This is a genomic window from Paenibacillus tarimensis, from assembly GCF_021532315.1.
Taxonomy (GTDB): Bacteria; Bacillota; Bacilli; order Paenibacillales; family Paenibacillaceae; genus Paenibacillus_I; species Paenibacillus_I tarimensis.
On sequence record NZ_JAKGAO010000034.1, the window covers coordinates 34451 to 53493 of the forward strand.

General features: G+C 40.6%; 17 protein-coding genes and 1 pseudogene. 12 read left to right on the plus strand and 6 right to left on the minus strand.

Annotation, left to right across the window (positions count from 1 at the left end; genetic code table 11):
- The first annotated feature begins 213 nt into the window (after nucleotides 1-213).
- Nucleotides 214-534 carry a hypothetical protein gene (locus L1N82_RS22195; protein ID WP_235289624.1) on the plus strand — a complete coding sequence of 107 codons (321 nt, stop codon included), beginning with the start codon at nucleotides 214-216 and terminating at the stop codon, nucleotides 532-534.
- Nucleotides 535-1179: 645 nt separating this feature from the next.
- Here the strand turns inward: L1N82_RS22195 and L1N82_RS22200 are convergent.
- From L1N82_RS22200 to L1N82_RS22210, 3 genes are all read right to left on the minus strand, one after another.
- Nucleotides 1180-2283 carry a DUF262 domain-containing protein gene (locus L1N82_RS22200; RefSeq protein ID WP_235289625.1) on the minus strand — a complete coding sequence of 368 codons (1104 nt, stop codon included), beginning with the start codon at nucleotides 2281-2283 and terminating at the stop codon, nucleotides 1180-1182.
- A gap of 5 nt (nucleotides 2284-2288) precedes the next feature.
- Nucleotides 2289-3071, minus strand: a complete 783-nt coding sequence (locus L1N82_RS22205; protein WP_235289626.1) for an FRG domain-containing protein — start codon at nucleotides 3069-3071, stop codon at nucleotides 2289-2291.
- A gap of 638 nt (nucleotides 3072-3709) precedes the next feature.
- Complete coding sequence (locus L1N82_RS22210; RefSeq protein WP_328284515.1) at nucleotides 3710-4372, minus strand: site-specific integrase; 663 nt, start codon at nucleotides 4370-4372, stop codon at nucleotides 3710-3712.
- 47 nt (nucleotides 4373-4419) lie between these two features.
- Here L1N82_RS22210 and L1N82_RS22220 point away from each other — a divergent pair.
- A protein-coding gene (locus L1N82_RS22220; protein WP_407946805.1) for an IS3 family transposase occupies nucleotides 4420-5561 on the plus strand; the annotation gives its coding sequence in 2 pieces (ribosomal slippage) (nucleotides 4420-4669 and nucleotides 4669-5561; 1143 coding nt in all).
- 59 nt (nucleotides 5562-5620) lie between these two features.
- Here L1N82_RS22220 and L1N82_RS22225 read toward each other — a convergent pair.
- Entirely contained in the window at nucleotides 5621-6610 is a 990-nt protein-coding gene (locus L1N82_RS22225; protein WP_235289629.1) for a recombinase family protein, read from the minus strand.
- 1 nt (nucleotide 6611) lies between these two features.
- Entirely contained in the window at nucleotides 6612-6770 is a 159-nt protein-coding gene (locus tag L1N82_RS22230; RefSeq protein WP_235289630.1) for a hypothetical protein, read from the minus strand.
- Between the two features lie 158 nt (nucleotides 6771-6928).
- Here L1N82_RS22230 and L1N82_RS22235 point away from each other — a divergent pair, with 158 nt between their 5' ends.
- The 6 genes and pseudogenes from L1N82_RS22235 to L1N82_RS22260 form a co-directional block, all read left to right on the plus strand.
- A complete protein-coding gene (locus L1N82_RS22235; protein ID WP_235289631.1) occupies nucleotides 6929-7456 on the plus strand; it encodes a hypothetical protein in 528 nt (175 codons plus the stop codon).
- Nucleotides 7457-7506: 50 nt separating this feature from the next.
- Nucleotides 7507-7971, plus strand: a complete 465-nt coding sequence (locus L1N82_RS22240) for a hypothetical protein (protein WP_235289632.1) — start codon at nucleotides 7507-7509, stop codon at nucleotides 7969-7971.
- Between the two features lie 1091 nt (nucleotides 7972-9062).
- On the plus strand, nucleotides 9063-10454 hold the full coding sequence (locus L1N82_RS22245) for a hypothetical protein (RefSeq protein ID WP_235289633.1): 1392 nt from the start codon (nucleotides 9063-9065) through the stop codon (nucleotides 10452-10454).
- A 26-nt stretch (nucleotides 10455-10480) separates the two neighbouring features.
- The gene (locus L1N82_RS22250) at nucleotides 10481-11923 is read left to right on the plus strand and encodes an ApeA N-terminal domain 1-containing protein (RefSeq protein ID WP_235289634.1); all 1443 of its coding nucleotides are present in this window, start codon (nucleotides 10481-10483) and stop codon (nucleotides 11921-11923) included.
- Between the two features lie 65 nt (nucleotides 11924-11988).
- On the plus strand, nucleotides 11989-13107 hold the full coding sequence (locus L1N82_RS22255; protein WP_235289635.1) for an HNH endonuclease: 1119 nt from the start codon (nucleotides 11989-11991) through the stop codon (nucleotides 13105-13107).
- Between the two features lie 592 nt (nucleotides 13108-13699).
- Nucleotides 13700-13888: pseudogene (locus L1N82_RS22260) on the plus strand (RtcB family protein); the annotation flags it as partial.
- Between the two features lie 186 nt (nucleotides 13889-14074).
- On the opposite strand, the gene L1N82_RS22265 reads toward L1N82_RS22260, so the two are convergent.
- Nucleotides 14075-14758, minus strand: coding sequence for an NPP1 family protein (locus tag L1N82_RS22265; RefSeq protein ID WP_235289643.1), 684 nt, complete (start codon nucleotides 14756-14758; stop codon nucleotides 14075-14077).
- A 275-nt stretch (nucleotides 14759-15033) separates the two neighbouring features.
- On the opposite strand from L1N82_RS22265, the gene L1N82_RS22270 reads away from it, so the two are divergent.
- The 4 genes from L1N82_RS22270 (at nucleotide 15034) to L1N82_RS22285 (ending at nucleotide 18691) form a co-directional block, all read left to right on the plus strand.
- Nucleotides 15034-15171, plus strand: coding sequence for a hypothetical protein (locus L1N82_RS22270; protein WP_235289644.1), 138 nt, complete (start codon nucleotides 15034-15036; stop codon nucleotides 15169-15171).
- A gap of 206 nt (nucleotides 15172-15377) precedes the next feature.
- Entirely contained in the window at nucleotides 15378-16004 is a 627-nt protein-coding gene (locus L1N82_RS22275; protein WP_235289636.1) for a type 1 glutamine amidotransferase family protein, read from the plus strand.
- A 227-nt stretch (nucleotides 16005-16231) separates the two neighbouring features.
- Nucleotides 16232-17377: an AAA family ATPase gene (locus L1N82_RS22280; protein WP_235289637.1), complete on the plus strand. Its 1146-nt coding sequence runs from the start codon at nucleotides 16232-16234 to the stop codon at nucleotides 17375-17377.
- A 12-nt stretch (nucleotides 17378-17389) separates the two neighbouring features.
- Nucleotides 17390-18691: a VWA domain-containing protein gene (locus L1N82_RS22285; protein WP_235289638.1), complete on the plus strand. Its 1302-nt coding sequence runs from the start codon at nucleotides 17390-17392 to the stop codon at nucleotides 18689-18691.
- The last annotated feature ends 352 nt before the right edge of the window (nucleotides 18692-19043 follow it).

Below are 19043 nucleotides of genomic sequence, written 5' to 3' on the forward strand. Positions count from 1 at the left end.
AACATGCGGTAATGGCCCGCCGATTGGCTTAGACAGGTGAAAACGTTAGGTGAACCGGTTCCCATTCGGTATGTCCGAGTATTGGGTGATCAAGTACAACGGACGTGGGCGAGGGTACAGCTTAATAGATGCGAGAGCAACCGCACATCCGAAGCCGGCCGACCTGAAGCAGCAGACACTATTCCGGTATGCGGGCAGGAGGCAAACTTAGAGTTGCTCCCGCAAGTCGAGGCACTGGAGAACCTGGAGTGCGCATCGGGGGAAGTGGAACAGATCGAGTGGAACGAACGCGGCAAGCTTCCGTACGAAACGGTGAACGGCTCGATCAAACAGATACCGACTTCGCGCTGCTTCGATACCAGAACGCACTACAGCGGGCTGGCGTTCTCGAGATCGGCGGCACCTGGATTACGTCGTGAGCCGGATGCCGGAAGGGCAGCACTCCAGAAGGCGAAGATCCTGTTGTTCCGGATCGCGACTGCGTTCAGACATATGGAGCACCCCAAGCTTCGAGACGCTCTCCGCAGGCCGTAGAGCTCACGTTAGGAAACTTGCCGGAGTTCGGTGAACGCACCGCGATCTTCTAAGACATCTCCGGATCGATGGACGGTCGGTATTTGGAGTTCGGATCGGTATTGCATTGAAGTTGTACAGGAAGACATGATTTTTTTTAATCAAAGGGGCCGTCTCAAAAGTATAAAAATATACTTTGAGCAAAGCCCGCCGCAAAATATGAAAGAGGAACAGCGAAATAGCCGAGAAGGAGGTCGTCCTTGCTAGGCTATTTTGTGATTCTCTTCAGCTACCGCCTTCTTTTGCGGCATATATTTGAGACCTACCCGAATTTCTTTTCCATGGGCCATCCTTCACAACGGCTGCTGAGGTAATATCTCAGCTACGTTACATAGCCACTAACAGTTTTCCCCCTACTTTCCCGGTGAAAATCCATGCTTTTTACAGGAGTGGAAGCAGATCTTTGTGAATTTGACGCACCGCTTTGCGAAGAGGCTTGTCCTTCGGCTTTTCATAAATGAATGGTATGACAAAATGCCCATCCATAAGCACGGACTGATATCTTTAAGGAAAATTTATATGACTTTTTAACAAACTGTGGTTTTTATTCTAGAACAACGTTTCAGAATAAAACAAAGACTAGGAGGGGGGCCCCCCAGTCTTTGTTTAGTCATCGTCACTGTCCACCAACTCATCTATATTCACAGGCATGAGGTGACTTAAGTTTCCATTGTTTTCTCTGTAGAGTTTTAGATATTCTTTTAATATTTCGAACCGATTCTTCATCGATACAACTTTTGATGAACCTTGTTGTGTCAGTCGATCGAACTCAAGAAGCACAGTGTTTTTTTCGGGATCCTCGGTAGTTCTGTTCAATTTTCTGATTCTTTCAAATTCAACCAAGAATTCTCTAATATCTTCGCCACTAACGTTGTTAATGAATAAGTAGTACGCGGGAATTATTGATTTATTATTAAGTAACGGGTCTTTTTCAATGAAAACACCTGTCATTACATCTAACTTTGTGATGGCTTTTTCTACAGCTTCGCATATGAGGGAGTTTTCTGTTCGATTATTCCGCACAAACCTATCTAAATTTGTTTTTGTAAAGGGAATAAGCTCTTCTATATGAAATTCTAAAAAGAACAGTCTTACTAAAACATCATAGTAGTCATAACGCTTGTTTTTAAAGCTCACCTTTTCTGTGAAGAAAGTGTGTGTTGAGGCAATATGTCTAATTTTATCTGTTATGTACCCGGAAATTGCATTACGTTTCTCTGCACTGTTCAACTGTTTGCCTTCGTTTAATCTCAAAAAGAGTTCATCTATTTTTTCACGTTCATCTGTGACTACGAGAACGACATCTAATAAATAATTATATATATGGTATTGGATTTTTGGATAGTGTTGCGTAATTTCCTGAAAATTCATTCCAGATAGATTGACATCAGAGTCTTGATAGTATACAAAATCACGGTGCAATCTAAATCCTCCATCTAAAAAATCAATAATGGTTTCCATACGCTGCTTACCGTCTATAATTGCATATGTAAGTTGCTTATCATTAAGTGGATTATTCCTACTTGGGAAATAATGCAAGTAAAACTTCGGGAGATCCAAGCCGTTGATAATACTATCAATTAATAGTTGTTTGTTTTCAGTACTCCAAACGCTGCTAACACGCTGGTATTCCGGATTGAAATCAACAGAATCTTTACGAAAATACCACTCTTTAATTGTAGATTCCTTTGCTCTTGTAATTTCAAACATATTATTCACCGCCTTGCTCCTTGAGTAACAAATTGTCTTTTAATTTGGTTGGCAACAGATTCTAGGGAAGGGTACAAGGTAGATTCACTGATACCTATATTCCGAAGATCGGTACTAATACTTGTTATGTTTTCTTCTTTAATTATTATCTTTAACAAGAAATTATGACTATTTGCAATCTGCTCCATAGCACTGGGGTTGCTGGACTTTGGGAATAATGTGAAAACCCCTTTTTGGGCAATTATTCTATTATTATTTAAGGAACCGATCACTGCGATAGGGTGGGGTGTATTAGTTAATGGACGAGATTCAATGTCAAAGTTGCTGGATATATACTCCATTTCAACATTAGGTATGATGCTAACACCATTTAAATTAAAAGCTGAATTTAGCTCGTAAGGATCCAAGCACCAAACCACAGCATCATGATTTTGATGATGTTCTTTTCTGAATAAAACGGCAAATGCGATTGCAATAAGTGCATCTTCTGTCCAATCGAGAAATCGTGTTGGTAGTCCATAATGTTGCATTAAAAACTGCCAATCCCAGTTAGAAGAAGGTGAAAAATCGATAAAAGGGATGGCTCTTGCTTTGAAGCTGTGGTAAAAATCCAATTCACATTCAAGCGAATAAGGTTCTCTATAGATCCCAGGCAAGAGCTTATAGGTATCATCTGAGCTTGCTTGCCCCCTATACCAAATTTGCCTACGATTATTATTATACTCAGAGATATGAGTTAAATACTCAGCTATACTTGTAACCGTTCTTATTTCGATAAACTCGTTCATGTGCACCTTACCTTTTTGTAGATTATTAAAGGCTATAAAGTTAATTTAAGGCATTAACTGGTGCAAGGCAAGGGTTGGTTTGAGTTTTATTTATTTACTTCAACACATTCCTCGTTTAGGGATAATCCATGTTTCAAATCTAGTACTCGGACTCGAGCATATTACCGTCATCATCGAGAAAGGGTGATCCAGCGCAAGAGCAAGCATGCCAAACAGCTCGGACGGCATGAAAAATGTGTAGGGAAGTTTGCAGAGGGTAAGATTCATTGTTCTTGTCCTATTGCAGTTCCTAAGTCTGAACTAGTCAAAGTGGAATGTGTTGATGACATGGTTGAGTGATATTGTAATTGAATCAGCTTGTTGAAAAGAAATAGATGTATTATGGTTGAATAAACGGGTGCCAGACCGTTATATGTGAAAAAAGTTTGTGGGCTAGTTCACGGTGAGGGTGCAATGTTTCAGTGGAGAAGAAAGCGAGCCCAGCGTAAGGCGGTCAACCTTTTTGGCGGTGGGTGATCGCTTTTTTTCTTTTGTTTTATTGCAACAACTATTTTAGAGGCGTTTAAGTGTCCTAGATCCTTTCTATAGTGCCATGGATATAAAAATAGGCCGCGCTGGAAGATCCAGCACAGCCTTATCTAACCATTCTTCTTTTCTTTCTTTGGTGGCACCAACGAATCCAGTTTATTCGCTGCATCCCTGTCCGCTGACTGTAAGGCATGCCCATAGATGTTCATTGTGGTAGAAATATTGGAATGCCCCAAGCGTTCCGATATGAGTTTGGCATGTACGCCTTTGTTGATCAATAAGGTGGCACTCGTGTGGCGAAGATCGTGGAACCTAATGTATTTTAATCCGTGTTTTTTTAGAAATGCTCGAAACCATAGATAAGGTGTCTCTGGATAATAAGCTATTCCTTCATCATTAGAAAAGACAAAGAAGTGGTCTCCGCCTTTCCAAGCATCACCTAGGGCCAGACGTTTTTTTCGCGCTTCTAAATAATATTCTTTGAGGTGTTCGATTACAGTATCAGATAAGCTTACCTTTCGGTTTGACTTAACAGTTTTTGGTTCAGTTATGATTCGTTCGCCATTAATTGAATGAGAAATGCTTTGCTTGACTTCAATGATGCCCTTATCAAGCGAGATGTGCTTCCACTCCAAGCCTACCAATTCACCACGGCGAAGTGCTGTTGTTATTGCGAGCATGATCATGATACGCCATTTCATTGGTTCCTTTTCTAGTAGTTCGAACAACAATGCTACCTCATCTTCATCGTAAACTTTGACCCTGCCCCGAATAGATGGACACGTAGAAACCCTCTATAATAATAGATGGAGGGATTTACATGGGGCAGAAGAAATTCGATAAAGCATTTAAAGAGCAGGTCGCACTACGAATCTTGGGTGGAGAGTCAACCATTCGAGAATCCGCAACAGAGCTGGGTGTTCATTATACTACGGTTCGAGACTGGGTCCAGAGTTATAAGCAAGACGGCAGCAATGCCTTTCCAGGCAAGGGAAACTTGAAGCCGGAGGATGAGGAACTGCGCAAACTCCGAAAGCAACTTGCCGATCTAAAGGAAGAGAATGAAATCCTAAAAAAAGCAGCGGCCTACTTCGCGAAAAATCTGAAATAAACACATTCGAGTTCATCTTTAAACACCGCTTCGAATTTCGGATTGCGAAGATGTGCCAGGCCCTCAAGGTATCAAGAAGCGGCTACTATGCACATATAACTCGTCCTGTAAGCAAGCGGGGCCAAGAGAATCGCGAGTTGCTAGAGGCGATTAAAGACATACATGAGAAGAGTCACAAAATTTACGGATCACCACAGATTACGAAGAATCTGCCTCCTGAGAAGAAGGCTAGCAGAGGCCGTGTGGCTCGTCTAATGAAAGCAAACGGTATCCGATCCAAGGTAGTGAAGAAATACAAGGCGACAACTAACTCCAATCATAATCTTCCTGTAGCCGAGAATCTTATCGCGCAGGATTTTCGGACAAGTAAAGCAAATGAAAAATGGTTGTCAGATATTACGTATATTCCAACAGCGGAAGGATGGCTTTATCTCGCTGGTGTCATGGATCTTCATGGTCGAAAGCTGATAGGTTGGGCAATGGATAGTAGCATGAAGACTGATCTCATATCAGCTGCACTGAAGCAGGCTATTGGTCGAACAGGTGCTGCAACTGGCGTTATTGTGCATTCAGATCGTGGTGTACAATATGCCAGCAAGGAATACCAACAGCTATTGAAGAAACATGGATTCATCTGCAGTATGAGCAGGAAAGGCAATTGTCACGATAATTCCCCAATGGAATCGTTCTGGGGGAAACTCAAGATGGAATGGCTCAACGAGCACAACTTCAAGACGAGAACAGAGGCTAAGAAAGCCATATTCGAATATATTGAGCTGTTTTACAACCGGCGCCGTACGCATTCTTCTAACGGATATGTACCACCTTTTGCCTACGACATTCAGCAATAGTTTCGATTGTCTAATGGGTTTGAAGAGGGATTCAAGCTGTCCATTTTTTTAGAGCAAGGTCATACATAAGCCCCTCCGTCCTTCTTTCTTCTGTCCTTACGGAAGGTCATCCCTTTACCGCAATCAGCGCAAACGGCGATGTGAGCAAATAAGCTTTCATTCCCGTTGCTTTTGTTTTGCCCTTTTTGTTTCATCTTTTCTAGTGCCATGATACGTTCATCCATCGAAATAATAGCAGGGTGGGCATTTTCATGAACGATTTGTTGTTTTGGGTCTACCTTCTTACGTTTCTTCGATATAAAATCTCTTGTTTCTTCCTGATGATGGACAAGAGTACCCGTATAAACAATGTTTTTTAGAATCAATCTTATTGTACTTTGTCCCCATAAAGTTCCTGCATTACTACCGCCCGATACTGCTCTAGGAGTGGGGATTCCTTTGTCAATTAGATAATTGCTAATTTTGTACATACCCCAATCCTGATAAAGATAAAGGTCGAAGATTTCTCTAACGATAGGAGCATACTCTTCATCAAGTTCAAGTCGTTTGCCCGTGCTGTCCCTCTTGTAACCAAAAGCGGGAAGAGAAGCCTTGTAAACTCCTTGCACTGCACTCGCTCTCAAACCCATTTTTATTCTTTCCGAGGATTTGGAACTTTCTTCTTCTGCAAGTACCGCTCTCAGATTAAAGTTTAGTTTGCTTGCTCCTCCTGTCTCAGAGTCGTAACAATCTTCAGGTAAGATTAAGCGGATTCCTTGATTTTCAATTTCACGGGCAGTCAGAAGATTTTCAATGGTGTTTCTGCCTAGCCTCGAAACCGACTTTGCAATTACAGCATCAAACTTATTCTTTTTTGCGTCTTGAAGTAACTGAAGTAGTTCTGCTCGTTTCTCTCTAGTAGCCCCGCTGATTCCGTTGTCCACGTATTGCCGAACAACAGTCCAACCACTTTGGGTGGCTATTGAAGTCGCAAATGAAATCTGATTCTCAAGACTGTTCTTCTGAGCGTCTCTTTTTGTACTCACACGTGCATATATAGCAACTCTCATATTACCTTACCGTCCCTTCCGTGTCCGATTCAGAAGGAACAGCATTTGCTCTTTCTTTATGGTAAGAAGTACCGATAACTTTGTCAATTTGACTACTCAGAATGGATAGTAAGATGTCCTCTAAGTTGGACGTTCCAGTAAAGGTTCGTTTGATTTTCATGATGTCATCCCCTCCTACTAGTAGTGGTCACTCTATATAGGAAGAAAGGTGCGAACCAATTTTGATAAGAAGTTGTGTTGAAGAAATGTCTTGTGGGATACTGGAATTAAAATAAGCATAAGTCAGTTTCAGATATTAATATTTAAGTATCGGGGGGATTGAATATTACAGACACTATATATGTACATGTTCGACACTGGCTATTTTGGTATGGAGTATATGGATTCTGCGACAAAAGTTGTAATGATGAAATTACATTGTTTTCTGACAAGGACAAAAATAACTTTTTAGGATATTTCGATTTATTAACTCAGCCCTGTCTCTTAAATTTATTGAATAATGAACTTGATAAAACAGAAGACAAAGAATTTTGTGACGAGATTGAAGAGTTCATAAAAGGAAATAAGGACATCGACTATAGTTATATATATCCGAGGGATGAAGAAGATATCTTATGTCAAGTTGACCACTTTGCACCGATGAATGATAAAGGCCACAAGCCTACCTACATTTATGTATGGTCAAAGCTTTCAGAAGATTGGGATATGATGAGTATTGATAGAATAGTAAAAATACTAGCAAACGATTTTTTACACATGGATATTAAGAAAGTGCAACTGTTAGATATACCGACATATGAAGAAACGAATGTGTCATATGAAAGGGATTATGAACCTTACATCTGAAAACAACAGGTGGGGAAAAGGAGAAGTTATAAAGTCTTGGGAGGATTTAGATGGCACTAGAACATGAGTTTTATCTCATTCCTATTACAATAGATGTAGAACAATTTTGGATGAATAGAGAAAAGAATCCTAAAGTTATAGATAGTGTAGTGATACATGATGACATTGTTCAGTACGTTAGTGATACATTAAAATGGATTCCGAGTAGAAATCCAGCTTTACATGGGACACCAGCTGGTGCAGGGATTAACTATCACGGCGTGACTCTTTTTGATGAGGTTTCTGCTAGGAACTTAAAAAGTGTATTTTCCTCTTGGAGAGATTTATTTCTGAACTCACCGACAGTATTGGAGCTTACAGGAGAATTTGTTATGATTGAGGATGGGGAACAATCGGGTTATTATGAAAAGTTAGTTTATAATCGACATGAAATCATTAAGCAATTCGAAAAGATAATTTCATTTTCTGATAGATTGTCCGAAGGTAAATTTTATTTATACCATTGTGGAATATAGAGCTTTGCTTTCTATTGCATTTCCCGCCGTGGAGTAGTTATTTATCTCTTGCCCTGCGCTTCGCTTGGTCAAGGCTTCGCTTCGCTCAGAGGGTTCGCTCCGCTGCGCTCACGGGGCTATCGCCTTGTTTATAAGTATTTGTATTTGTGTTTTGAGGGAAAACAGGTGGATAAGGAAACATTACTCCCCCCCACAAGGGGGAAGAGTAAAGGAAACAGGTGGATTGAGGTTTCCTACATGACATCTGACGTGCTCAGGTACGGCTTTACCACGTGTGTACTTACGTACAGCTCTATCATGACTCCCTTGCCTATCGGCAACCGTGACGGGCTACTTAAGTAGAATCTGAGGTTGAGTTACTAACTCAAAACTCATTACTAACCATCTAACGGGGCTACATCGACTGGTGAAAGTCGAGCCAGTTTTTAACGTGTTCTCCTGTAACCACGGGTATAGATGATATGAAGTTTCATACTAATTATGGACACAATATTACATTGTATACCTAATATTTAACCCTCATCGAAAAGCTGCCTTTAGATTGCGCATGTATGAATCGACGTACTACGGCTTTTAATTATTCAAGCCTACTTCCATTGAACAGATAGTGAGTTCCTGATCGCTCTACAGAAGGCTTCGAAGCTTCTGAGGGAAGCAGAAATGTTCGTTCATATTTTGAAAGGTATGGGCAAAGGCAAGCTAATGTATTTGGGGTCTTTCACGATGGTAACTAGGGGAAATAAGGTTTTTGTCGGGAGCAGATAGGAAGAATAGGGCACTTTTTCAAGCATTTTATTTGATAGAGATTAGGATAATGGCAATTTTCATTTCAATATCAGTCACGCCCCGCCGATCTGGTTGGGGTTTCTTTGTGCGTACAGATGGACTTTGTAAAATTTTCAGGCGGGTATAGTGAGCCTTAACTGCGGCACATAAGTAATAACTTTTTCACTAGTCACTGGGTGGGGGGATAATAAAAATTAAAGCTTGGTAATGTCTGGGGATGATATAATCAGAGTGGTGAAATGGCATTGGCATATAACAAAACTTATCGTATTTTAAAATAAATGAGTAAAAGTGGTGTACATAACATGGAAAGAATTATTCATTGCAAGGATTTTTTTGAATTATCTGATGATGAACATATAGACATTGACGTTGCATTTAGATTTAACGGCACTAATGTCTACACTTCTGAAGGTCAACTTATCATTGAAAGTATTAAAGAAATCGATGAAATCGATGGCCCACTTGAGATAAAACGGTATATCCGCCCAGACTTGTTGGTCATAGAAGGAATACTGACTTATTTTACAGGTCGTCTATTTACCGTCTATCAGCTTACACGAAGTGAACAGCATATTGTAGATGACAAATCGAAGTTTCCTGAAGAAGAAGTTTCACGAGGTAAGTTTTTATTTGAAGGTTATGATTACTCCAATGATTTAAATATCCTTCTTGAAAAATTAGAGAAAAGAGAGTTTAGATCGTTAATTATAACTTTATTAGATAGATGGCGAAAAGCATTATATATGGAATTTGAAAGCGAAGTGAATACATTTCATGACGAGGCAATCCTTACTCACTTCCATATCTTTGAACTACTCGTGGGATATTACTATGAAGACTTTAAAAGAGAAGCCCATGAAAAGACAAAGGAATTTTTGATATCATTTGCTACAGAAACACTCAATCAAAGAGGGAATAATCTTGAGAATACTGTAAATTCTAAGTTCAATTTACTAAAGGAGATACTTGTAAGTGACGAGGCTTCAATTGCAACTAAAATAAACTACTTTCTCAAGAAATACGGTATTCTTGACGATCAAACCTATGCTTTAATAAACAAACTTGTAAAAATTCGCAATTCCATAGCTCATGGAAGGATAACATACAAAGATAAATTTATTTGGCCTCTCCCCCCCTTCTTTAATTTAACGAATGAATCTCACGTTATAACTTCACAAATTTCAATCATGACTGCTAGAGCAATAGCTTTACATCTTGGCTTAGATGCTTGGAAAGAAGAATGGGAGGATACACACAGGAGTCTTCCCACTTCCGATGAGGTACTATTACAATTTATAAAAAATGAGACAGAGCATGTATTAGTTTCTTCATCGGGGCTATTAAGTGGTGAATATAAAAATATCACTGTTTTCTCGATAATAAACTATTTTCTTGAAAATCAGAAAAAGTGTAGTGTATTAGATTTGGAAAGACTGTTATCTAGAACTATTAAAGAAATACCCATCAATGAAGATAATTGTTGGCAATTATACCTAGCATCTGTTCTTCTGTGCGATTCGGAAGATCAGGAACTATCTTGTATTGCAAAAAAGAATGTTGAGCTTACCCATCAAAACGACTGGTATGGATATTCAAACATAAAAGATATTGTGCGCTATTTTGATTATTACGGAATAACAGTTCAATGGCTTTATTCATGGATTCAAAGTGAAGGTCATTTAAGAATCAAATAAGAATATTAAAAAAATATCGTTTTGAGGTGAATAATTTGGCGAAAAAATTAAGCATGTATGATAGCTTTGAATACCGAGGTTTTTGGTGGAAACCAAACAATCCCGATAAAAGAGTTGCGGGAATTTTAACGTATTCAATGGAGGGTATTAATTTAGAACTGTTTGATACCCTAAGTTCAGTGCATAATACTTATGGAATGGATGCTCAAAAATATGATTTCGTACTAGGGGAATGTGATGGAAATAAAACTATCACTCTATATGATGGTTTCGAAACGAAGCTTAAGATGTCAGGGATAGTAACGTCAAAATTAACATTTAATAAAATGTTGATAGGTAGCCATTATGAATCAGTTGAAGAGATGAATTTTCATTCTGTCTCAGTTAACTATTCGCATATCGAGGAATGGATGAGGTACAACCCATTTGAAGAAATATATGAGTTTGATGAGGGTCAAAAACTAAAACGCTTTGGTACTACATATAGGTTCCCGCCAATATTTGAAGCATATGTAGAAAGCCTTGAAGCAACAATTAAAGCAAACTACCACTTTAATACAGACGGTGAAATGTTTAAAACTAAGATTTTTCAGCATATTGGCTCTCTTCAAATAATCCCCAACGAAAATAAAGGACTTGAATGGTTTCTTGAAAACATTCACGAATTACAGGATTTGCTTAGTCTGCTGAGTAACAGGGCTATCTACCCTAAGCGCATAGAGTTTAAGGGAGATATAATCAACAGTGAAAAAAACATAAGGGAAAAGATTGAGCTCTATTTACTACCGATGGAAGAATATAAAGAGAAAAAAATTCACCCAGCTGAGCTTTTTATTGATTACAAGAAAATCGAGGGAAAGATACAAACAGTTATTAACAATTGGTTTAAAAAAGAGATAAACTCGCCTAAGAAAATTTATCTACGTAATATATACGATGCTGGGGCAGATTGGGAAACTAAGTTTTTAAATTATGCTAAGGCAATTGAGAGCTATCATAGAGAAACTTCTGGTGATGCTGGAAAGTTTTTAAGTGATGCGGATTATGAACCAATAAAAGGTATTATGTTGGAATCCATTCCAGCGAACACTGAGGCGGGTTTCAGAAGTAAATTAGCGAGTACTTTAGCTTACGCTCACCACCACGGTTTCGAAAGACGGGTTAGGGACACGCTCAGGGATTTAGATGAGGATGTTAGAGGTATAATTTTCGAGAGTAATCAGAAAATGAAAGCATTTGCGGGAGATGTTACTAAATCGAGAGACTATTATACTCATTTCGGTGATAAACCTGAGTATTTACTTAAGGATTGGGGATTATATTTTGCAAACATAAGGCTTCATACTGTACTGTTTTATGAATTATGCATCTATTTGGATGTAGATAGAGACATTGTATGTCAAGCCATCAAAGATGACTTTAATCTGATACAGAAATTAGAGACAGCAAAACAAGAGTTACCTAACTAAAGAAAGTTATATGTAAAATTCTGGTCTTTTATTGTAGAGATTGAGTGGATAAGTAGGGGATAGAATTGAATTGCTATATTTGTGATATTAAATTAACGAAAGACAACGAAACTGAAGAGCATATTCTTCTAAATTCAATTGGTGGTAAATTGAAGTCAAAGAAATTAATGTGTAAAGATTGCAATTCTAGGTTTGGAAGTGACATAGATCATCAACTATCGAAGCAATTAAATCCGATTGCAAATCTCTTAGATATTAAGAGAGACAGAGGTGAACCCCAAAATATCAAGGGTAAATATAGAGATAGAGAAGTTATAATTGAACCAGGTGGAAAAATAAAGTGGGCTAGACCGTATATCGAAAAAGGTGAAAAGGTTATTCATATAGAAGCTTCTTCTGTTGGCGAAGCTACTAAGGTATTAAAGGGATTACAAAGAAGTTATCCTGAGATGGACATTGAAAAAGCATTACACAATCATAAAAAAGGAAAAAAGTATCTGGAGTCAGTCACTATCGGCCTAACATTTGGCGGAATAGATATAAAAAGGGCAATATGCAAAATGGCTGTTAATTATTTTGTTGATAAAGGCGGAGACCCTTCAGTAATTAAACATCTACTCCCATTTATTGAGAGTAAAGAGAATTGTGACAGTATTAAGTATTTTTATCCTAGAAGAGAAGTGTTTTATAAAGAAGCTGAAGAGATTCTGCACTCGATAGTATTAATTGGAAATGCCAAGACAAAGTGCTTGTTTGTATATGTTGAGTTGTTTAATGAGTTTAAATTTGTTGTAACTCTAAGTAATGATTACGATGGAATGGAGTTATATGAGAGCTATCATTATAATCTAGTAACAAATGAAGTAGTTATATATGATGCTCCATTAACCATATCGCCTAGGGAATTAAAACAATATTGCTCAGATGATATTGATGAATCTAAATTTCGAGAGCGTATGAAGCTATTATTTCAAAGGATCGATAAAGTAACAGTCAGCAGAAGGATTCACACTATTACTCAAAATGCTATGGATGAGATGGTCGCTAAGTTTCCTCCAGACAAATACCCAGTATTTACAACAGAAATGATAAGTTTTCTTTCACAAAAAGTAGCACAAGAATTTGTACTATCCTTTCAAAATAGATTTTTCAAAGATGGTAAAGATAAAGATGAGGAGTGCTAAGGTATCAATTAAAGACCTTTTGAAAGTATAAAATCACATACGATTTGGGAGCGGCGACTTTGTCACCGCTCTTTTACTGAGCAAATGCTATTCCTTTAACTGTTTTCACTGTCTACACAACACATGTGGAGTGCTGTTCACTGTTGGTGAGGGATGGTACAGTGGGCTGAGAATTGCTATAAGAATGTCCAAGCTTCTTAACCGAGGCTTGGACTATTTTTATTCATGCCTATGCTAGTTTGTTGCATTCTCAAGAGTAGATAGGTAGGGAAATTACGAGTTGTCCAGATACAGGGAGTAGTTAATATAAGCTATCCAATAACAGGAAAAAAATAGGGGGTTATAAATAAAACCTTGTTTATTGGAATATCATTAAATGCAGAGGAATGTTGGATAATGTTGCGTATGCCGAGGAAGTGGGTCAAGTAACGCTAAGGACGGAAACTATAGGCCGATGAATGTTAACTCAGATTAATGAATGAATGGGTTGGGGAAAAGAAGAGAATTTGCTGACTCGCTGGTCCGCAAGAAAACAGGCGACGAATTCGACTATGAGCCTAAGGTCAACCCGATCAACGAGTATCTGGAGAATCTCTGGACCGTCGGCAGCGGGAACCATTTCGTCGACTTGTTCGAGGAAGCGGGAACCGGTCGGCTGTGGGTTGCGAATCATTTCGGAAGCTGAGGATTTGGGCATAAGACAGCAAGCGGGTTTTTACACTTGGCAGCTGGTCGAGTGTTTCTAGCGAATGCTCCGGGCGAGAAGATGGACCAAGCGCCGCGGCCGGTCGAACCATGAGCCGGACGCAGGCCGCGGGTAGAATGAACTGGAAAACCCGTACCGGCAGTGGTGGCCACATCTCGACAGCGCAAATGATGCTATTCGCTTCGCACCATCACCCCCAGGCCTTGGCTAGAAGAAAGAAAAAACGACCTGCTTAATAAGCAGGTCGCAAGCTTGAATCGCTTATTGGAACCAAGCTTTCGCAAGATTGGATTGGAAGTTAGCGTCATTCATAGGAACGTTGGCATCCTCGAAGCTGGTTGTATTTAATGCATGTCTTGCGGCAGCAGATAAATCGTTCCAGCCAATTAGCGGTTGATAGCCGCCATCGGTACTCGTATGATATAGGGCGTTGTTCAGCGGGAAGATACTCTTATATTCAATCTTAGGATGAGTTCCATTCGTGTTGGAGGTGCTAGGAGCTTTATTCACGAATTTGCCGTGCTGAGAAGCTGCGATGGACAGAATTTTTGGATTCGCAGCTGCAGGATTATCTACCCACACGACAACGGCTTCCCAGTCATGTCTGTGGCCCGCTTGCGTAATTGGACCGTCTTTAGGGAAATACCAAGAATACATAATTGCCCACACGCCATTGTACCATGCTGAACGTTCATATACTTGGCCAATGCTGGAGCTGCACTCTCCGCTAGGTGATCCTGAAGGGGCCAAACCGCCACTGGTATTACCATTCACATCTACTGCAGGGAAGGGCACACACGCATTAGAAACCTTTAATGTGGGTTGAAAGAGTTTCGCTGCTTTTTGAGTAACTGTAGTCGGGGTCACTTCCTTGAATCCTACCACTTGGTGATGATTGATGACAGCTGCACTTACTATGGAAGCTATGCTCAGAGAAACGATCATGGTCAATAGAAGAGCGTACCTAAGGGTTCTGCTAGACATATTTTTTAACCTCCAAATGATTTAGGATGGACAAACCGATCTTCAGACTACAGTCCTCATTCTCTGTTATTAAATCTCTATTATTCGCATTCTCCTTTCCCGATCGGGGATACGGTGCCGGCCGCCGCTCGCCATCATCGTAGTTCAGGGAGCTGCTAGCCCTCAATACAAATCTTTTGGCATTGTATAATTATCTCGAGATAGGACTAGTAATATTTTGTGATTCGGGTTTCTGGGTGATCTTTACGTATTGTTTTACTGATGATGAACTGCAAGAAATGCTGGATGCTCATGCCGAAACGATCGAGGTCATGCATGTGCATGTGCTGAAGCCGATCGGCGTCTGCATGGCGGGAGCGGTTGAGTTTGATTAGTACCATCACTCCAGCCTAAGGGATGAGCTCGCTAAACAGCTAGGCTGGCATGCAAAGCACTCCGGGAAGTTCGGGACGAAGTCATTAACGGGGTAAACAACTTCACTGACAGCAGTTGTCAGTGAAGTTGTTTTATGATGAGGATAGCCATTCATTATAGATGAAAGGCTGCTGTTACCTAATGAACTTTATGAGGAGACCTGAAAATGAATAATACCGTATATCTTTATGTGTTTGATACCATGTCCGATTGGGAAATTGGTTATTTAGCCGCCGAACTGAACTCTGGAAGATACTTCAGACCGGGGCTGGCTCCAGTAAAACTAGTCACTGTTGGAATAGACAAAACTCCAGTAACGACAATGGGCGGATTAAAGATAATGCCTGATATTAAAGTGGGTGAGTGCAGCATTAAAGGCATAGAGGCACTGATTTTACCTGGTGGAAATACATGGACTGAACCTGTTCACGTACCCCTATTAAAAGTTGCCGAGATGTGTTTAAAGGAAGGGGTAGTCGTTGGAGCAATATGCGGTGCTACCTTAGGACTTGCTCAAGCCGGATTGTTAGATTCACGCTCGCACACAAGCAATAATTTGGACTACCTTAAAATGGTTTGCCCTTCTTACACGGGCCAAGAATATTACAAAGCGGAATCTGCTGTCACCGATGGTAGATTGATTACTGCATCCGGTGTAGCACCATTAGAATTTTCTGTTCATGTTTTAGAAGCGCTGGATGTTTGGTCTCCCCAAACATTAGACGCTTGGTATCGTCTTAACAAGACTCATGAACCTCAATACTTCTACGAGCTAATGAACTCCATTCAATGACAGTATAAGGATACAAGGCATGTGAAAGCAGTCGCAGCAGTCAACTATGTAAATAGGCGATTACTTGCGAATGAAGGAGAAAAACAGGAGACATGCAGGGAGAATACTAGAGTTATCCACAGATTAGATTGCCAAAATCATCTTTTTTGACGAAATACCCATTTCGATATTCGCGCTTATCTTTCGTTATAATAAGATTCCAATCCATAGAAGGGAATCTCTTACGAATGTCATTAAGAAAGCTGCGCTCTATTCAATCCTATTTATCAAGTAAATTTGTAGAGAGAGAAGAAATTGTCGACCTGCTCTTGATAGCGCTGCTATCGAAGAAGCATTTACTCCTTATTTCACCTCCAGGAACTGCTAAGACAGCTATCGTATCTGAATTCGCCTCCCTCATTACCGGCTTAAACTATTTTCAATGGCAACTAGGCATGTTTACAACACCCGACGAAGTATTTGGCCCAGTTAGTTTGAAGGGACTAGAGAATGATCAATATATTCGTCAAGTTGAAGGGAAAATGCCTGCGGCAGAGCTTGTTTTTCTCGATGAAATCTTCAAAGCGAACTCAGCATTACTAAACAGCTTTCTAACTGCGATAAATGAACGGCTGTTTTATAACAACGGTAAGGCGCTTCGTATCCCTTTAATGACGATGATTGGTGCATCGAATGAATATCCTATGGAAGGCGAAGGGCTGGAAGCCCTCTATGACCGGTTTCAACTCAGAGTCGAACTCGGCTATATAAAAAGTGACCGCGGTTTTATGACGATGCTTACAGGCGGGCTTGATCACACACCGACCCCAAAGCCTGCCCTGACACTTAAGGAGCTTTCCAAAATGCAACAGGAGGTTGCAAAGTTACCGATTCACGACACCGTGCTTTCTTCAATTACTTCGATCCGCCAAGAGCTTTATCAGCAAGGTATCGTTATTTCAGATCGAAGATATATGCAATCGGTTCGTTTGCTTCAAGCGCATGCATTTTTGCAGGGCTTCAAACAGGTTACATGCGATAATCTGTCCGTACTCATACATAGCCTGTGGGATAAGCCAGAAGAAAGAGATAAGATAAGTGATGTAATCAGGCGGTACCAGAACGATACAGCTAATAAACGAATTGATCATATCCGTGCCCAAATTCAAGAGATGAGCCATCAAATCCAGCAGTTAAATGGGATAGAAATATCAGATGCTGTCAGTGGTTTAGAGGTGTTAAATAAGGTGGAGAAGCTCAACAAGGATTGCAAGGCCTTGGATCAAATGCTTAGGCGAGAAGGGATTCACGAGCATGATTCAGTTGTAAAGGCCCTAAGTGAATGGATAGATGACACCAGAAAAATAGTCGCCGCAAAGGTACTAAAGCTCTAGCTGGAGGTCACGATGGAGTTTCATTACGTACTTGAAACGGATTATCTGGAGGAGAAACGTTGGGCGTTTTTGTTTCAAGTTTCAAGGTCCCTTCAAGAAAAAGCGAGAGCGGGCTCAACGACATATAGTAGCTTTCCGTCCTTGCTAGCAGATATGTTTATGCTGCTCTTTCAAGAAAATCCCCGTTTGCGGCAAAATATCTCGCCCGTTGCTGTAACCAATGAGCCGTGGATTTCATTCTTACTGATACAAGTGTCAATAGCCGAACTAAGGGATCTAACCAAGTTAAATGACCTGGCTGCTGCGGTTGCCACGATTATTTTAGCAGACAAGCTTCTTCAGCAGTTCAATTATAGAGGTACTGAATTATCTTCCTCATCAGGAGCTTCTAGTATAAGAGGGAGTAAGGCTAATTTAGATAGACACTTACATGAGGCGACTAAACAGACGAAAGAAACACTTGAGGCGTTGGATCGCATGATGGGCGGTCTCCGTAGCCAGCAGGGCAGGCAGGAATTAAGCCGTATCCCGCTTCAGGATAAACTTCTGCTTGCTGAGAAACTGAGACATCATCCCAAGCTAAAAAAGATCATGGAACATGCGGGGAGATTCATCCAAACGGCCCAAATAAAACAACGGCAAAAGCATAAAGAGAGCATGCAATATGGTGAGATAACCTTAGGAGGGGAGCTCGCCAGGGTATTGCCAAGTGAATGGGTTAAGTTTCTATCTCCGGAACGCAGGAGAGTTTTTCTTAAGGAATGGTCCGAAGGAAAACTGATGCAGATGGACCGAAGCGGGAAAGAATCACTTAAGCGAGGGCCAATCGTGCTTATCCTAGACCAATCGGGGAGCATGCAATCTCAGGATGAGCTATCTAAAGGCTTCATGCTTGCACTGATGTCGATTGCGAAGAAGCAGCTCCGTGATTTTGCTTACATTCCGTTTGCGAGTCATGTTAAGGAGACCTACCTCTTCCCAAAAGGTAAGATACAGGCCAGCCAACTTATTGAGCTTGCCGAGTCCTTTTTGAATGGCGGAACTAACTTTGAGGCGGCTCTAAAAGAAGGGCTAAAGCTAATAGAGCTTAATCCATATCAAAGGGCGGACATAATATTTATAACAGACGGGATGGACAGTTATACAGAGTGGTATGCTGACACTTTTGTGCCAGCCAAGAAGCGGAAGGGCTTCCGTGTGATCACGATACTTATGCATACACATCCCAGCAGCACGATTGGGCTATTCTCTGATGAAGTCATTGCAGCAAATTCCTTGCTGGACGAGTGTGTATCAGATGCGTTCAAGTTATAGATGCCCGAATCACGAAACGGGATACGATCGAGCAAGGAACGCCGGAACCGATGCGCGTCAGCCTGAGCCGTCTCATCAACAAAACAAGGAGCTGCCCTCCGTCACATATGACAAGGGACAGCTCCTTATGCTCTTATTGATGTTAACGAAAATTCCCGCCTAGAACTATACCTTCTAAGACAGGAGCACCTGAAGCACCGGTCAACGAATTTAACGGGCGTACTAACACACGTGAGTTTGGCGTAACGGATGCAGCGGTCGGAAGTTCTACTCGGGATGACCAAGTAGGAGGATCTTCAGGAGTAGCGAACAACTGGTTTCCAAAGCCGCCAATATCGGGAATGAGTATTTC